The organism is Microbacterium sp. K2, assembly GCF_051365005.1.
In the GTDB taxonomy this organism is placed as follows: domain Bacteria; phylum Actinomycetota; class Actinomycetes; order Actinomycetales; family Microbacteriaceae; genus Microbacterium; species Microbacterium foliorum_B.
This window is the reverse complement of record NZ_JBLWII010000005.1, coordinates 23,489-40,074: the sequence shown is the minus strand read 5'-3', so window position 1 is coordinate 40,074 and position 16,586 is coordinate 23,489. Positions and strand designations below refer to the sequence as shown.

General features: G+C 67.3%; 14 protein-coding genes. 1 reads left to right on the top strand and 13 read right to left on the bottom strand.

The features are described from left to right. The 9 genes from ACLKOY_RS14315 to ACLKOY_RS14275 all read right to left on the bottom strand — a co-directional run bounded on the left by ACLKOY_RS14315 (position 1) and on the right by ACLKOY_RS14275 (position 10,770). A complete protein-coding gene (locus ACLKOY_RS14315; RefSeq protein WP_436454250.1) occupies positions 1-972 on the bottom strand; it encodes a Gfo/Idh/MocA family protein in 972 nt (323 codons plus the stop codon). Then, the gene (locus tag ACLKOY_RS14310) at positions 965-2,404 is read right to left on the bottom strand and encodes an MFS transporter (RefSeq protein ID WP_436454249.1); all 1,440 of its coding nucleotides are present in this window, start codon (positions 2,402-2,404) and stop codon (positions 965-967) included. The genes ACLKOY_RS14315 and ACLKOY_RS14310 overlap by 8 nt, the downstream gene beginning before the upstream one ends. A gap of 146 nt (positions 2,405-2,550) precedes the next feature. Next, positions 2,551-3,588 (bottom strand): LacI family DNA-binding transcriptional regulator, encoded by a 1,038-nt coding sequence (locus tag ACLKOY_RS14305; protein ID WP_436454248.1) that lies wholly within the window; start codon positions 3,586-3,588, stop codon positions 2,551-2,553. Positions 3,589-3,611: 23 nt separating this feature from the next. Continuing rightward, positions 3,612-4,127 carry a gluconokinase gene (locus ACLKOY_RS14300; protein ID WP_436454247.1) on the bottom strand — a complete coding sequence of 172 codons (516 nt, stop codon included), beginning with the start codon at positions 4,125-4,127 and terminating at the stop codon, positions 3,612-3,614. Then, complete coding sequence (gene manD, locus ACLKOY_RS14295) at positions 4,124-5,362, bottom strand: D-mannonate dehydratase ManD (RefSeq protein WP_436454246.1); 1,239 nt, start codon at positions 5,360-5,362, stop codon at positions 4,124-4,126. The genes ACLKOY_RS14300 and manD overlap by 4 nt, the downstream gene beginning before the upstream one ends. A 29-nt stretch (positions 5,363-5,391) precedes the next feature. Continuing rightward, a complete protein-coding gene (uidA, locus tag ACLKOY_RS14290) occupies positions 5,392-7,203 on the bottom strand; it encodes a beta-glucuronidase (RefSeq protein WP_436454245.1) in 1,812 nt (603 codons plus the stop codon). 78 nt (positions 7,204-7,281) lie between these two features. Continuing rightward, a complete protein-coding gene (locus ACLKOY_RS14285; RefSeq protein WP_436454244.1) occupies positions 7,282-8,112 on the bottom strand; it encodes an SDR family NAD(P)-dependent oxidoreductase in 831 nt (276 codons plus the stop codon). 24 nt (positions 8,113-8,136) lie between these two features. After that, entirely contained in the window at positions 8,137-9,498 is a 1,362-nt protein-coding gene (locus ACLKOY_RS14280) for an MFS transporter (RefSeq protein ID WP_436454243.1), read from the bottom strand. A gap of 27 nt (positions 9,499-9,525) precedes the next feature. Beyond that, entirely contained in the window at positions 9,526-10,770 is a 1,245-nt protein-coding gene (locus ACLKOY_RS14275) for a glycoside hydrolase family 1 protein (RefSeq protein WP_436454242.1), read from the bottom strand. A 101-nt stretch (positions 10,771-10,871) separates the two neighbouring features. On the opposite strand from ACLKOY_RS14275, the gene ACLKOY_RS14270 reads away from it, so the two are divergent. Continuing rightward, the gene (locus ACLKOY_RS14270; protein ID WP_436454241.1) at positions 10,872-11,486 is read left to right on the top strand and encodes a TetR/AcrR family transcriptional regulator; all 615 of its coding nucleotides are present in this window, start codon (positions 10,872-10,874) and stop codon (positions 11,484-11,486) included. Here the strand turns inward: ACLKOY_RS14270 and ACLKOY_RS14265 are convergent, their stop codons facing one another. The 4 genes from ACLKOY_RS14265 to ACLKOY_RS14250 are packed head-to-tail and all read right to left on the bottom strand — an operon-like array spanning position 11,487 to position 16,532. Continuing rightward, the gene (locus tag ACLKOY_RS14265) at positions 11,487-12,953 is read right to left on the bottom strand and encodes a family 43 glycosylhydrolase (RefSeq protein ID WP_436454240.1); all 1,467 of its coding nucleotides are present in this window, start codon (positions 12,951-12,953) and stop codon (positions 11,487-11,489) included. Further along, complete coding sequence (locus ACLKOY_RS14260; protein ID WP_363574252.1) at positions 12,950-13,774, bottom strand: ATP-binding cassette domain-containing protein; 825 nt, start codon at positions 13,772-13,774, stop codon at positions 12,950-12,952. Before ACLKOY_RS14260 ends, ACLKOY_RS14265 begins: the two co-directional genes overlap by 4 nt. Continuing rightward, the gene (locus ACLKOY_RS14255) at positions 13,771-15,594 is read right to left on the bottom strand and encodes a dipeptide/oligopeptide/nickel ABC transporter permease/ATP-binding protein (protein ID WP_436454239.1); all 1,824 of its coding nucleotides are present in this window, start codon (positions 15,592-15,594) and stop codon (positions 13,771-13,773) included. The genes ACLKOY_RS14260 and ACLKOY_RS14255 overlap by 4 nt, the downstream gene beginning before the upstream one ends. Then, positions 15,591-16,532: an ABC transporter permease gene (locus tag ACLKOY_RS14250; RefSeq protein WP_436454238.1), complete on the bottom strand. Its 942-nt coding sequence runs from the start codon at positions 16,530-16,532 to the stop codon at positions 15,591-15,593. Before ACLKOY_RS14250 ends, ACLKOY_RS14255 begins: the two co-directional genes overlap by 4 nt. Positions 16,533-16,586: the final 54 nt, after the last annotated feature.

The window sequence follows — 16,586 nt, the reverse complement described above, 5'->3', positions numbered from 1 at the left end:
TCAGAGCGACGGGGAAGATATGTCGACGAGGATGCGGTCGAGCGTTCGGGTGATCGAGATCGTGGTCGCGGCGTCGTGCCAGGGATGCTCGCGCAGGCCGGAGTCGATCGCTGCGGTCACGGCCTCGAGCATCGGCCCGTATCCGTTGCCGACTCGCGGATGCTCCACCCGCTCCGGCGCGCGGAAGATGCGCTCGGCGGTGCCCGCGTGCACACGAGCGGTGCTGCCTGCCCAGAACATCGGGTCGATCGTGATCCATCCGCGCTCGCCGCTCACGGCCGCGGAGAGGTCCAGGAACTCCGTGCCCGACCACGACAGCTGAGCGAAGGCGCCCCCGCTGTGGTCGAGAGTCGCGTGACCGGCGAGGTCGATACCGTCCGAGATCACACCCCGCGCGGTCACGGCATCGGGATCACCGAGGAACCAGTGCGCGAGCGTCACGGGATAGATGCCACGGTCTCGAAGGATGCTGCCACCGTCTTCGGGTCGCGCCTTGCCCGGCCGAGGGAAGAACGGCGTGCCGAAGCTCGCTCGCACGCTGCGTATCGCGCCGAGCTCCCCTCCGGTGATGCGCTGGATCAGCTCGACGTGGAGCGGATTGAACCGCATCCACATCGCCTCCATGAGGAAGCGGTCGGCCTGTGCGGCGCGGGCGAAGAGCATCTCCGCATCGGCGGCGGACGTGGTGATCGGTTTCTCGACGAGCACGTGCAGGCCCCCGTCGAGCGCCTCGAGCGTGATCGCCGTGTGCGTGTCGGCAGGCGTGGCGATGTACACCGCGTCGATGTCGTCACGCCCCAGGAGCGCAGAACGATCCGACGTCGCGAACGGGATTCCGTGCCGCGAGGCGAATGCGTCAGCTCGCTCAGCGGTACGCCCCCAGACCCCGTTGATCTCACCGCTGATGTCGAGCAGGTCGGCGACGACCCGGTCGGAGATGTCTCCCGTACCGACGATGCCCCACCTAGGCATCCGCGCCCTTGCGTTCTCTGATCGGCGCCACCGTCAGCGTCGCGAGTGCCACGAGCACGAGGGCCGCACCCCACACGAGCTGGTAGCCGCCGGTCAGTGAGACCACAGCAGCCGCGAGGGCGGGTGCGAGTGCCTGGCCGAGATTCATGGCGACGATCGCGAGTCCCAGATCTCGTCCGGCACGTGCAGGATCGGGCAGAACGTCGATGAACATGGCGTTGTCGACCGGCAGATAGATACCGAAGGCGAGTCCGGTCAGGACGACCTGGGCGAACAGCGCCGGCAGGGTCGGCGAGATCAGCGGGATCGCCATGGACACGGCCATGAGAAGAGACGCGACGATGATGAACGGCTTGCGGCGCCCCACGCGGTCGGAGAGCCTGCCCGAGATCGCGACGGCGATGAGTGTGAAGGGGATCCCCGCGAGCCCCAGGATCGGCACCATCGCCGATGCCTCGGCGGCGCTGAGCGCAGGGCGGACATAGCTCTGCAGCATGTACAGGTTGAGCACCGTCGACGTGCTGTAGCCGAAGAAGAAGAGCACGCGCGAGACCCACAGCCAGCGGTAGTTGCGGGCTTTGAGCGCGCTCGCGTATCCGAGGAGGAACGGCTTCCAGGCGAACGGCTCGCGTTCCAGGTCGATCGAGGACTCGTCGCGATTGCGCGTGACGAACAGGATGGTGGCGATCGCCACCATCAGGCCCAGGATCAAGTAGAAGTCGAGGCCGACCATCCCGACGAGGGCGCCGGCGCCGATTCCGCCGAGGATGCCGCCGATGATGGCGCCCATGCTCGTCCACGAGGTCACACGCCCGCGACGATCCCGCGGCACCCGGTCGGCCACCGTCGCCTGCAGTGGATTGCCCGCGACGTTCAGCGCGAGCTCGGTGGCAGACCACAGCACGACGAGCACCACGAGCGAAGGCGCGTAGCGGACGGCGACCAGCAGCACGGCGCCGATCAGTCCCGCGTAGAGGATCCAGGGAGCGCGGCGCCCCAGGCGGGAGCGCGTGCGGTCGGAGAGCACTCCGATCACCGGTTGCAGGATCATCACGATGATGGCGCTGGTCGTGGTGACGAGCGCGAGTCCGTTCGCTCGCGCTGCCTCGAAGTCCGAGAGCAGGGCGAGCTGTCTGGTCTGGTCGGCGGTGGGCGTGACATCGCCGGCTGCGACCGCGCGGCCGAGCTCGGTGAGCGCCTGCAGGTCGACGCCGGCGTCTGCCCCGTTGAAGAAGGATCCGAACTCCAGCAGCTGGATCTGGTTCGGCATGAGGATGCCGTTCGTCGCCGCCCACACCGCAGAGACTGCGAGCGAGAGCAGCAGGTACCAGCGGATGTACCGCGACAGCGGCTTCTTCGAGTCGTAGTGGACGCCGATGTTGGAAGTCCACCGGGATTCCTCACCAGTGGGATGCGCGATCTGCTCGCTCATGATCGCGGCTTCCCCAGCTGTGCTTTCGTCATCGAAGTCTCCAGACCGTCTCACTGTTGAGACAGTTACATCAAATCAGAGATCAGCGAATTCGGCAACCGATTGCCAATCGAATGTGAAGGCCTGCGCCGATCGCCGGCCGGCGCTCAGCTGCGTGGAGCGGAGCCCGTGCTCCCTCGCATGATGAGGGTCGTCGCGAGAGGATCGTCGCTCACCGGTTCGGTCGCATCCCCCAGAGCTTCGAGCACCTTGCCGACGGCACGCTCCCCCGCGAGCTGCAGCTGGGCGCGCACGGTGGTCAGCGCGGGGACGATGAGCTCGCTGCCGAAGATGTCGTCGAACCCCGCGATGCTCAGCTCGTCGGGCACGAGGATGCCGGCGGCGGACGCAGCCTGGATCAGGCCGATCGCCATCAGGTCGTTGAAGGCGATCACCGCGGTCGCCCGCGATGCCTGCACTCGTCGAAGAGCTTCGCGACCGCCGTCGATCGTCGGCGTGTGCGGGCCGATCTCGACGACTGCCAGGCCGAGGCGCTCGGCGGCGTCGAGCATAGCCTCCCAGCGTCGGCGGCTGATCCATGACGTCTCGGGGCCGGAGAGATACGCGATCGAGCGGTGACCGAGATCGGCGAGATGCGCGACGAGATCCGAGACGCCCTGCTCCACCTCGGGGAGGACGCCGACCACACCGTCGACCTGACGATTGATGAGGATGACGGGTTTGCGTTCCGCCAGCCGCAGGATCCGCTCATCCGCGAGACGGGTCGTCGCCAGGATCAACCCGTCGACGCTCGGCAGCAGCCGAGAGACCGCCTCGGCTTCCGCTTCACCGGACTCCTGCGATTCGGCGATCACCAGCGTGTATCCGGCTGCGGCTGCCGTGTGCTCCGCGCCGCGGACGATGCCGAAGATCACGGGGTTGGTGATGTCCGCGACCATCAGCCCGATGGTGTGGCTTCGCCCGGTCGGCAGCGCGCGCGCCATCGGGTTGAACTGGAAGTCCAGGCGGTCGGCGGCGAGACGGATTCTCTCCTCCGTCTTCTTGCTGATGCGGCCGGGCTTGCTCAGCGCCCGCGACACCGTCGACGGGTTCACACCGGCGAGCTCCGCGATGTCATAGATGGTCGCGGCACCGCCGCGGCGCCTGATGCGTTCCGCGAGTTCGCCGGGCAGATCGTCGTCCATGGTTCCTCCCAGCTCCCAGCGTGTCATGGTCGGAGCGATTCGACCCATTCGACGGCGGCGCGGGCGATTTCCGCAGGCGGGCGACCCACATCGACGACGACGGCGACCTCGTCGGCGTCGACCGCTTCGAGGGTGTCGAGCTGCGAGCGAAGGAGAGAAGGCGGCATGAAATGGTCGGTCCGGCCTGCCGCGCGCTCTGCGAGCAGCGCATCACTGCCGTGCAGGTGCACGAATACGACGTCCGGCACCCGAGCGCGAATGCGATCCCGATAGCGGCGCCGAAGCGCCGAGCATGCGATCACTGCCCCTGATGCCGACCGCGCGGCGAGTTCTTCGCTCACGCGGTCGAGCCAGGGCGTCCGGTCGTCGTCCGTCAGTGGCGTCCCGGCACTCATCTTCGCCCGGTTGGATGCAGGATGCAGGTCGTCCGCGTCGAGGAACTCGACGTCCAGATCCGCCGCGAGCAGGCGCCCCACTGTCGATTTGCCTGCGGCCGAGACCCCCATCACCACGACCGGGCGCGATGCGTGTGCGCTCACCAGTCGTGGACGGTGCCGTCGAGCAGCCGGTTGTAGGGCAGGTACGCCTGCTCGTACGGGTACTTGCCCGCCTCGTCGACGTCGAGATCGACACCGAGACCGGGCTTGTCGCCGGGGTGCAGGTAGCCGTCGTTCCATGTGAACGACTGCTGGAACACCTGGTCAGTGCGTGAACCGTGCTGCATGTACTCCTGGATGCCGAAGTTGTGGATCGAGAGGCCCAGGTGCATCGCCGCCGCCATGCCCACGGGCGAGATGTCGGTCGGGCCGTGCATACCCGACTTGATCTGGTACATCGCGGCGTAGTCGAGAGTCTTCTTCAGCGCGCTGATGCCGCCCATGTGCGTGACGGCTCCGCGGACGTAGTCGATCAGCTGGTCGCGGATGATGTCCTTGAAATCCCAGACCGTGTTGAAGATCTCGCCGATCGCCAGCGGCGTCGTGGTGTGCTGGCGCACCAGGCGCAGCGCCTCCTGGTTCTCCGCCGGCGTGCAGTCCTCGAGCCAGAAGAGGTCGTACGGCTCGAGGTCCTTGCCCAGGCGTGCGGCCTGGATCGGCGTCATGCGGTGGTGCCCGTCATGCAGCAGGGGGATGTCGGGGCCGAACTCGTTGCGCACGGCCTCGAAGACACCCGGGAGGTGATTCAGGTAGGCCCGGGTATCCCAGTCCTCCTCGACCGGCTTCGCACCGCGACGGGCCGGCTCGTGGTCGTACCGGACGCTGGCATCGCCGACGTCCGCACCCTGCGCGGCGATGCCGTAGATCGCCTTGAGCGTGGGCACCCCGGTCTGCACACGAATCGCCTTGTATCCCTGTTCTTGATGAGCCCGGATGGAATCGAAGAGCTCGGGAAGCTCCTTGCCCGACGCGTGCCCGTAGGCCATCAGGCCCTTCCGGCTGGCTCCGCCGAGCAGCTGATAGACCGGGAGGCCGGCGACCTTGCCCTTGATGTCCCACAGTGCCATGTCGACTGCTGCGATCGCCGCCATGGTCACGGGTCCGCGGCGCCAGTAGGCGCTGCGGTAGAGGAACTGCCAGGTGTCCTCGATGCGCGACTCGTCGGCCCCGATCAGCAACGGCACGACATGCTCGGTCAGGTAGGCGACGACCGCGAGCTCGCGACCGTTCAGGGTCGCGTCGCCGAGCCCTGTCACGCCGTCTGCGGTCGTGATCTTCAGCGTGACGAAGTTGCGGTCGGGACTCGTGACGATGACGTCGGCTCTGTCGATGGTCATGTGTATCTCCTGGTCGTGAAGGCGGTCGGTCAGGCGTCTGCGCCGGTGTCCGTGTCTGTGCCGGGCTTGCGCCCGTCGAGTCCCCGCCAGCGCTGTCGCAGCGCGAAGGCCGCCGACTTCGGTCGCCGCTCGCGGGTGAAGATGCCCTTCTTGTTCCCGCCGACGCGGTGCAGGCCGTTGGTCGTGGCGAAGTCCGCGAAGTTCCAGATCTGCTCGCCCACGAACTGCGGGAAGCGATCGAAGACGCGGTGGTACATCGCAAGCAGGTCGGTCTGGTACTCCTCGGTCCACACCTGGTCCCACACCGAATGCAGGCCCGGCATCGTGTCGGCGCCGTACTCGAGCATCATGATCGGCTTGCCCGTGCGGTCGATCCAGCCCTGGATGTCGCCCTGCAGATACATCTCGGCCGTAGCGAGGTCGCCCGCGTTGATGTACCAGCCGTAGTAGCGGTTCAGGCTCACGACGTCGAACAGGTCGATGATCTGGTCGTTCTTGAAAGTCGCGAACATCACCATCGAGTAGGTGATCGGACGCGTCGGGTCGAGCTCGCGCACCAGGTTCACCAGCGGCTCGAAGTATTCGGGCGCGCCGTCCTCATTCGAGGCGGGCTCGTTGGCGATGCACCAGAGCACGACGGACGGATGGTTCTTGTCGCGCCCGATCAGCTCACGCAGGTGCTGCGCGTGCGCCGCATGGGTCTCTGCTCCCGCGTACTGCTCCGAGAAGGTCGGGAAGGGAGGCGTGCCGCTCAGGCCGCCGACGACACCCATGTTGAGACCCACGGCAGCGGTCTCGTCGATCACCAGGATGCCGTGGCGGTCGGCAAAGTCGAGGACGTCCTCGGCGTAGGGGTAGTGCGAGGTGCGGAACGAGTTCGCACCCGTCCACTCCATCAGCTGGAAGTCGTGCACCATGTAGGCGTCGTCGTGACCCTTGCCACGCACGAACGTGTCTTCGTGCTTGCCGAATCCGGTGAAGTAGAACGGTTCGCCGTTCACAAGGAACTCCTCGCCGCGCACCGCGACCGTTCGCACACCTACTGACAGGGAGTACGTGTCGAGCACGTCCTCTCCGTCGACGACCTCGACCGTCAGCTCGTAGAGGTACGCGGCGCCCGGCTTCCAGAGCACGACGTCTGCGATCTCGAGGCGACCCTGAAGACCGGATGCCGTCGCCACGACGCTGCCGTCGGCATCCGCCAGGCTGACGCGCACGTCGGCACCGCCGACGGTCTCGACGCGGTAGTCGACGAGACCGGTGGTGCCCTCGAAGGTCGTCACCACAGTGACGTCGTCGACGTGCACCTGCGGCAGTGAGTACAGCGACACCGATCGCGCGAGCCCCGCGTAGTTGTAGAAGTCGTGGAAGTAGGTCTGGGTCTTGGCGCCGGTCATGCCGACTTCGATCTTGCCCGGCGGGATGGTGGTGTTCGTGAGGTCGGGGCTCACGGCTACCGTGAGCCGGAAGGCGGTGCCCGGCTTCACGACTTCGGTGACGTCGATGTCGAACGGCGTGTACCCGCCGATGTGTCCACCGACGAGCTGGTCGTCGACGTAGACCTTCGCCGAGTGCGTGGCGGCGTCGAAACGCAGGAGGATCCGCTCCCCCGCCCAACCGCGCGGCACCTGCACCGACCGCTGGTAGTAGACCCAGCCGACGTGGTCGCGGATCGCCGGATCGGTGAAGAGATCGTTGTAACTCGCCGGAACGGCTGCTTCGAGAGGCGTATCGAGAGCGGCGAGCCAGGGCTCCTCCGGGAGGCGGGAGTCGATCCCGAACTTCCAGACTCCGTCGAGCTTGACGAGGTCACGGGTCGCGGTGGCGATGGGCTTGAGCATCAGATGCCTTTCGTGCGCTTCTTTGCGTTCTTGGTTTCAGTACAGCAGAATTCAGACAGAATGGCAACCGATTGCCAGCTAGATGGTCTCCCCGGCGTCGGCGAGCAAAGTGCTGCCCGTCATGACCACCGAAAGGTCACTGGCGCAGAACAGCACCACGCGCGCGATGTCGTCGGGCGTGCCCTGACGGCCGATCAGGCTCTGCGACATCGCCGAAGGCATGGTCGAGGGGTCGATGCCGGCTGCTGCCATCTGCTCCATCGCCGCGGCCGCCATCGCCATGTTCCCCTCGGTCGGCACATAGCTGGGAGCGACACCGAGCACGCGGACACCCTGGGGAGCGAGCTCCAGAGCGAGCTGCTTCGTGAGCCCCCGCACCGCATGCTTCGACGAGACGTAGGCCGAGAGGCCGGGGGCGGTTCCCCGAAAGCCCGCCGTCGAGATGATGTTGACGATGACGCCGCCCTGCGGCATCCGACGCGCCGCCTCGCGGGCACCGTTGCGCACACCGCGCGTGTTCACCGCGAAGACCTGCTCCCAGGTCTCGTCGCTCATCTCGAGCAGGGACTGACTGGGGAAGATCCCGGCATTGTTCACCCAGATGTCCGGGGCACCGACCTCAGCCGCTGCGGCGTCTGTCGCCGCAGACACCGACGCCGAGTCGGTCACATCCATGCGCACGCCCACCGTCCGCACCGAGAAGCGCTCGCCGATCTCGCCGGCCGCCGCGCGAGAGCGACCCTCGTCGAGGTCGGCGATCACGATGCTCGCACCGGCCTCGGCGAGCCGATCCGCGATGGCACGGCCGAGGCCCTGAGCGCCTCCGGTGATGAGCGCGGCGCGTCCTGTCAGATCGATCAGCGAGGCGAGGGGGGTCGACGAGACGTCGGGGAAGGGAAAGGACATCATTGCTCCGTTTCGAATGGGTGATGCTCAGCGAACGCTGCGCACCGAAAGGGTGATGAGGAGACCGCCGGCGAAGGCGAGCGCGGCAGCGAGGAGATAGAGCGCGGTGAAGTTCTCGGCTCCGGCGCCGATGGCCAGCACCACCCCGCCGAGCACTGGGGCGAAGACCCCCGGGATCTTCTGCGCGAACAGGGCGATGGCCATGTAACGCCCCGCCTCCCTCTCGCGATCGGGCAGCACGTCGAGCAGCAGCGCCTGGGCGACGGCCGAGAACGTGGCGATGCCGAGGGAGTTCAGCAGGGTGCCCACCATGAGCGTCGGCAGGTCGTGGGCGAACGCCGAGACGCTGCATCCCGCCGCGAAGAGAACGGCCCCCGCGAGGATGAACGGCTTGCGCCGGCCCACGCGGTCGCTCAGCCATCCGCCGCCGAGCGAGCCGACGGTGGCAGTGACGATGCTCGACGCCGAGACGATCGCGAGCACTCCGGCGACATCCGGCACGCGCAGCTCGAGCCGCTGAGCGACGAAGAACACGGTGAAGCTGGTGGTGAGGGTCAGCCCCGAGAAGAAGATGAAGCGCCCGAGCCAGTTCCATGCGAAGTCCGGGGCTTTGCGCGGATCGAAGCCGTAACTCCGCAGCAGTGCGCCGACGGTCAGCCGCCGCTCGATCACCATCCCCCTGCTGTCAGGGTCATGCACCACCGCGAGGAATGCGACCACGAGTACGGCGCCGATCGCGGCAGGCAGCGCGAAGACGAGGAGCACCTGGTCGCGGAAGAATCCGACGAGGATGATGCCGACGACGGGCGCGACCTGCATCGTGACGCCGGTGAGACCCGACACGCGGCCACGCTGATGCGGCGGCAGACGATCCGCCTGCCAGTTTCCGAGTGACGCAGCCGCCGTTCCCCACCCCACGGTCGAGAGCGTCCATCCGATCGTGAGGGCGGTGAGATTCGGGGCGAGGGCCATGACCGGCACAGAGGCCGCACCGATCAGCAGACCGATCACGGTGAACGGACGCCGCCGCCCCCAGCGGCTGCGCAGGCGATCACTGAGGATGCCGGTGAGAGGGGCGAGCACGAGCGTGGCCGCCGAGCCGACGGCGAGGACGATGCCGAGGGCTTCGGTGCGCCCGGGCGCCAACTGATCGAGACGCACGGCCAGCGAGTAGGCCATCGGCACGATCATCGCCATCCCCGCCCCGAAGGTCGCGGCGACGAGCAGCACGATCGACCACGACGAGACGGACGCCTGCCCGATCCCCGCGCGATCGTCCGGCGCGGGGACCAAGGAGGGAGGCTGCGGGAGCGCGAGGTTGCCCTCGGGAACGCGCCCCGCAGCTTCCGCAAGGCCTTCGCCCTGGGGATCGTCGACGTCGACGGTCATCTGCTCGGCCCCTGTACGCGGCTTCGGTCAGGCCAGGCCGTTGCGCTTCGCGACCTCGCCCAACCAGCCGAGGCTCGGCTTGGGTGTGCGCACGAAGGTCTCGCGGTCCACGGCGATCAGACCGAAGGTCGGAGCCCAGTGACCCCACTCGAAGTTGTCGAGCAGCGTCCAGTGCAGGTACCCGCGAACGTCGATGCCCTCGTCGATCGTGTCGGCGAGTCCCCGCAGCGCGGCATCCGTGTAGCGGATCCGCTGGGTGTCGTCGGCGGTGGCGATGCCGTTCTCGGTCACGATGACCGTGACGCCCTCGGAGACCTCCCACGCGTGGCGCACGGCCATGGCGAGAGAGTCGGGGCGGAACGCGGTGCCGACGAGCGTGTTGTCGGGGTGCGGCGGGTGCGGCACGAGCCCGTCCGCGTCGACCTCCTGCGACGAGTACGCCTGCACGCCGACGAAGTCGTCGCCGCGCGACCCCTCCCAGTAGACGTCTTCCTTGCCGTACCGGATCTGCTTCAGCTTCTCCTCACCACCGGGGGCTGCGGTGAGCGCGCCCGCCGCGATGGTCCAGCCGACCTTGGCGTTCGTGCGGGCGCGCACGATCTCTCGGGCGGCATGGTGGATCTCGACGAACGCGCGGCCGATCTCGGGGTCTGCGTCCTGCAGGAAGGCACCGTGCTGCTTCTTCTCTTCTTTCTTCTCCGCAGGTGCGTCACTCTCGACTGCATCTGCCTCGACCGTGGGGCTTTGCCACTGTCCTCCCTGAGCGGCCATGCGGCGCATGGCCGTCATGATGGCCGCCTGCATGTTCGGCTCGTTCATGGTCGCGACCCACTCGACGCCGTCGAGGATCGTCGTCGCCTCGGTCACGAAGCTCAGGAAGCGATCCTTCGCCTTCGGCGACGTCCACCCGCCGTCGTTCGCGAACCAGCGCGGCGTCGTGAAGTGCTGCAGAGTCACGAAAGGCGTGACGCCGCGCGAGAGGCAGTGGTCGATCACGCGGCGATAATGCGCGAGCGAGGCGCGCGAGAACTGGCCCTCGATCGGTTCGATGCGCGACCACTCGAGGCTGAACCGGTATGTCGTGAGCCCTGCATCCGCGAGCAGATCGATGTCCTCGCGATACCGGTGATAGCTGTCGACCGCGTCACCCGAGGGCTCCATGCCCGGCATGGTCAGCTCGCGCTCCCACCAGTCGCTGTTGACGTTGTTGCCTTCGATCTGGTGTCCGGCGGTGGCGGCACCCCAGAGGAAGCCGGTGGGGAAGTTCGTCATTGAGGGATCCTCTCGATCGTGAGCAATCGTGACAACCGATTGCCAGCCCAAGATAGCATAAAATCAGTAAGCACTCACTATTTTGCTTTCCGGGAGGACGCATGGCCCAGTACGCCAAAACCGCAGCGGTGCGTCGCGGCATCCTCGACGCCTGCCTCACGATCTTCGGAGAGTCAGGTTTCCACGGCGCATCGATGGCCGAGATCGCTCGCCGCGCAGGCATCAGCCACACCGGACTCGTGCATCACTTCCCCCGCAAGGAGGACCTGCTGATGGCGGTTCTCGAGCTGCAGGACGAACGCAGCGCCGACTATCTCTCCCGGAACGCCGCGCTCGACACCGACGCCGACCCGCTGGAGGTGCTTCGCGGCATGGCGGCCACTCTGATCGAACGGGATCAGCGGGTCGGCCTCGTCGAGCTGAGCGCCGTGCTCACGGGCGAGGCCACAGCGCCGGCCCACCCGGCCCACGACTACTTCGAGACGCGCTACCGCAATATCCGCTCGTTCATGACCCGCCTTTTCACCCGACTCCGAGACGAGGGACGCCTGTCGACCGACCTGCCTGCAGCACATCTCGCGGCGATCACGATCGCCGCCATGGACGGCCTGCACACGCAGTGGCTCTTCGACAGTTCGGCGATCGACGTCGACGCGTGCGTCACCTCACTCATGTCGACCTTCGTGCCTGAGCTGAAGCGCGACACCCACGACTGATCACTCCGCAGCGTCACCCGATTCGTACTCGAACCGGCTGACGACGACCTGGTCTCCGAGAGCCTCGACACCGATGACCCTGCCCGTGAATCCACCGGCCACCTCGGTCGACAGATAGCGGCCGTCGAGTGTGGCCAGTTCGACGAAGCCCTCCGCCGAGACCAGGCCGGCGCGCAGCAGGTCGGGTCCACGACGCGCGCCGCGCTCGGCTTCGAACTCCGTGGCTCTGATCTCGAGCACCGTATCCATCGGCGCGTCCGTCCGCGCGACGACGTCGCTCAGCGGACCGATGACGATGCGTGCGCGCACCTCTGCACCGACGCGCTCGACCAGCAGCTGGTGCGCGTCGTCCATCCGGACCGAGAGCGCGACGTCGCCTGTCGCGTGCAGGCGCGCCCTCCAGAGTTCGTCTTCGGCGCGCACCCCGAGCAGCCGCTCGGCACTCTCGGCGAGCGCGCCTCTCCCCCGCCCGAGAGCCAGCCCGTCGGTGCCCGTGCGGGCGAACGACGACGGCGAGATTCCCGGCGAGATCCACCGCGGATGCAGTTGCTCGCCCCGGAACTCCTCGACGAACGAGGTCTTCGCGAGCGGCACCTCGTAGCGCTCTTCGTCGATGACGGGCCACCCGTCGATCCAGTCCACGCCGGCGAGGAACGTCTCGCGCCCGTTGGTGTGCCAGCGCGGGAATGTGCCGCGGGGCCGGGTCGCGAGGAAGACCAGTGCCCAGGATCCGTCGGCGAGCTCGACCAGATCGGAATGGCCCGTCGACTGCACGGCCGCACTCGTGCTGCGGTGGGTCAGGATCGGATTCGTCGGCGCCGGCTCGAAAGGTCCGCTGATGCTCGATGAACGCGCGATCGTCACCATGTGACCCGGCCCGGTGCCGCCCTCGGCGACGAGCAGGTACCACCACTCCCCTCGGCGGATCAGATGCGGCCCTTCGGCGTGCGCGCCGCCGGTTCCCGCCCACAGCGACCGCGGCTCCGACAACACCTCACCGGTGAACGGATCGATGACCGCCTGCGAGATGCCGCCGCGCATCACGTCGCTCCAGGTCACGAAGCAGGTGTCGTCGTCATCCCAGGCGATGTCAGGGTCGATGCCGATGAGACCTGCGACGTAGACGGGATCGCTCCACGGGCCGGCGGGATCCTCGGCGTGCACGAGGATGTGTCCGCGCCCGACCTCGTGGATGTTCGTCGTGATCATCCAGAACCGGCCGTCGTGATGCCTCAGTGTCGGGGCGTAGATCCCGCCGCTCGCACCCGCGAGTCCGGTGCGCACGTCGAGGTGCTCGGGGCGATCGAGGATGTTGCCGATCTGCGTCCACGAGACCAGGTCTCGGGAGTGGAACAGCGGCACGCCCGGCGAGTACTCGAAGCTCGAGTTCGCGAGGTAGTAGTCGTCGCCGACCCGGCAGATCGAGGGGTCCGGGTGATAGCCGGGGATGATCGGGTTCTGGGTCACGATGCCTCCATGATGCGGCGGCGCTCGAGTCGCCGCTCGCGCTGACGGGCGGGATCGGCGACCGGCGCCGCGAGCAGCAGCTTCTGCGTGTAGGGATGGTCGGGGGTCGAGGTCACATGCTCGGCCGACCCGGTCTCCACCAAGTCGCCGCGGTACAGCACTGCCACCCGGTGACTGATGTGGCGGACGACCGAGAGATCGTGCGACACGAAGAGATAGGCGACCCCGGTCGCTCGCTGGATCTCGACGAACAGATCGAGCACGCGCGCCTGGGTCGAGAGGTCCAGAGCAGACACCGGCTCATCGCACACGATCAGGCGGGGTTCGGGCGCGAGAGCGCGCGCGATCGCGACACGCTGACGCTGACCGCCCGAGAACTCCCGGGGCAACCGTTCGATGGCATCCGCCGGAAGCCCCACCTGGTCGAGCAGGGTCTTGACCCGCGAGCGGGCATCCTTCGCCGTCGCGCCCTGGATCACCAACGGCTCGGCGAGGATGTCTCCGATCGTCATCGACGGGTTGAGCGACGTGTACGGGTCTTGGAACACCACCTGGATGTCGCGAGACAGGCGACGCCGATCCCGAGGTGAGATGCCGGCGATCGACGTCCCGTCGAACCGGATGTCGCCGCCGGACGGCTTCACCAGGCCCAGCACCGCGCGTCCGATCGTGGTCTTGCCCGATCCGGATTCACCGACCAGCCCCAGGGTCTCCCCCGGCGCGACGTCGAGAGAGACGCCGTGCAGCACCTCGACCGGCTTGGCCCGCCATCCCCGTCCCGGGAAGGCGACGCGAAGCTCATCGACCTCGAGGAGGCTCATCGCTCGTTCCTTTCATCGGAGGCTGTGACGGGCGGATCCGTGCGGACCGTGCTCTCGTCGAGGATCGCACCGAGCAGCATCTTCGTGTACTCGTGCGTCGGGTGCGAGAAGACTTCCGCGGCGGTGCCGGACTCGACGATGACGCCGTTCTGCATGACCGCGATGCGATCGCAGAGGTCGGCGACGACACCGAAGTTGTGGGTCACCAGGAGGATCGCCATGTCGAGCTCCGACTGCAGGTCACGCAGAAGGTCGAGGATCTCGGCCTGCACCGTGACATCCAGCGCGGTCGTCGGCTCGTCGGCGATCAGCAGCTTCGGCCGGCTCGCGACGGCGCCGGCGATCAGCACACGCTGCGCCATGCCGCCCGAGATCTGATGCGGATACGAGTCGAAGGTCCGCTTCGGGTCAGCGATCCCCACCCTCTCGAGCAGCGCCAGCACCCGGGCAGAGGCCTCCGCACGCGTCACCCCGAGCGCCGACCGCACGCCCTCGACGAGCTGTGCGCCGACCTTGTACGACGGGTCGAGGTTCGACATGGGTTCCTGGGGGATGTACGCGATCTCCTTGCCCCGGAGCGGACGCATCTGGGCATCCGTGAGTCCGACGAGTTCGCGTCCGTCGAAGCGGATCGACCCACGGGTGACCACCGCCTCGTTCGGAAGCACACCCAGCGAGGCGAACGCCGTCTGCGACTTCCCCGACCCGGATTCGCCGACCAGCCCGACGATCTGCCCGCGGGCGATCGACAGATCCACTCCGCGCACGACCTCATTCAGGCCACCGCTCGGACGCGGATAGGCGATGGCGAGGTCGTTGATCTCGAGCAGACCGGTCCTTGCGGCCGTCGCCTCTCCGGCGGTGTCGAGCACGCGCTGGCCACGACCCACCTTGGCGGGTTTCGGCATCGAGCCTTCGAGGACGTCACGCAGCGCGTTGCCGAGCAGTACGAGGGACGCCGTGATGACTCCGAGCAGGAGGCTCGGCCATAGGAACTGCGTCGGAGCGATGTAGAGGTTGCGGAACCCCGACGAGATCATCGCACCGAAGCTCGGTATCTGGAGCGACCCGACACCGAGGAAGGCGAGCCCGGACTGAACGGCGATCGCGGACCCGGCCATGAATGCCGCGGCGATGATGATGGGTCCCCGTACGACGAACAGCACGTGGCGTCCGAGGATGCGAAGGTTGCCGAGCCCCGACACCCGCGCGGCATCGACGTAGAGCTCGTTCTTGACCCCAAGCACGAGGTTGCGGACGATGCGGTAGATGCCCGGCGACAGCAGCACTCCGAAGATGAGCATCGTGAAGCGGTAGTCACCGCCGGTGACCGGCATCAGGATGATCAGCAGCAGGATGCCGGGAAACGTCATGATGAGGTTGAACAACCACTCTGTGGTAGCCCGTGTGACGGTACCGAAGTATCCGCCGACGAGGCCGGCGACGACGCCGACGGCCAGCGCCACTCCGGCACCGATCAGGCCCGAGATCGCCGCGGTGTTGATGGAGTGAAGCAGGCGCGACAAGATGTCCCGCCCGGCCTCGTCCGCGCCGAGTAAGTAGCCAGGGGTTCCGACAGGGGCATTGATCATCGCGAGATCGGACTCATTCGGGCCGTGCGGTGCCAGCCACGGCGTGAGCACCCCCAAGAGGAAGATCACCGCGAGGAGGCCGAGCGTCGCGACAGCCTGGGGGTCTCGGAGAATCCGCCGCCAGGTCGACGTGCGCGTCTTCGCCGCGTTCTCCAACGTGACGAGCAGCTCGGTGCTCGGTGGTGTCACAGTACCGGTGGGGGTCTGGGGTGTGCGTTCGTCGCTCAATGGACTCTCGCTTTCGGGTTCAGCCAACCGTTGGCCAGGTCGGTGAGAAGGTTGACGACGGTCACGAGTAGCACGCCGAAGGCGGTGATGCCCATGATCACGGGGATGTCGCCCTGCAGGGATGCGTTGAACGCGAAGCTGCCGTAACCCGGCAGCGCGAAGACGTTCTCGATGATGAGCGCCCCACCGAACATCTGGATGAACTCCAGCGACATCACCGTGAGCGCGGGACTCGCAGCGTTGCGCAACGCGTGTTTGATGACGATCGAGGTCGTCGACGATCCGCGGGTTCGCAGCGTGCGGATGTAGTCGCGTCGGAGTTCGTCGATCATCCGTCCCCTCACCTGCGCCGCCATGTTCGCGACGCCGCCGATGGTGAGCACGAGCACGGGGATCGTGATGCTGCGCAGCCACGCGCCGGGATCCTCGGTGAATGGCGTGAAGCCGGTGGCGGGCAGCCACTTGAGCTGCACCGCGAAGACGACCACGAGGACGATCGCCAGGAGCAGGCCGGGGACGATGTACCCGATCAGCGAGACTCCCTGCGCGATGCGGTCGACGACTCCGCCGCGCGATGCCGCCCACACGCCGAGCACCACCGAGATGATGACGGTCAGGAGCAGGGCGGGGACGATGATCGACAGCGTGACGGCGAGACGCTGGAGCACGGAGGGCCCCACCGGCAGCGACGTGTACACGGAGACTCCGAAGTCGCCCTGCACGGCATGGACCAGCCAGTCGAAGTACTGGACGAGAACTGGGCGGTCCCAGCCCTTCTGCTCGATGAGCCCAGTGATGACGTCTGGCGTCGCTGCGTTGCCGAGTATTGTCTGCGCGACGTCGTCGAAGGAGGTGCTGAGCAAGAGGAAGGTGATGAGGGTCACCAGTATCGCGAGCACGATACCGGCGCCGAGTCGTCGGAGGATATAGCTGAGCATCAAGGGGCTCCCGGTGTGAAGTGGGGGTGCGGCGAACCGCACCCCCACCCGTCA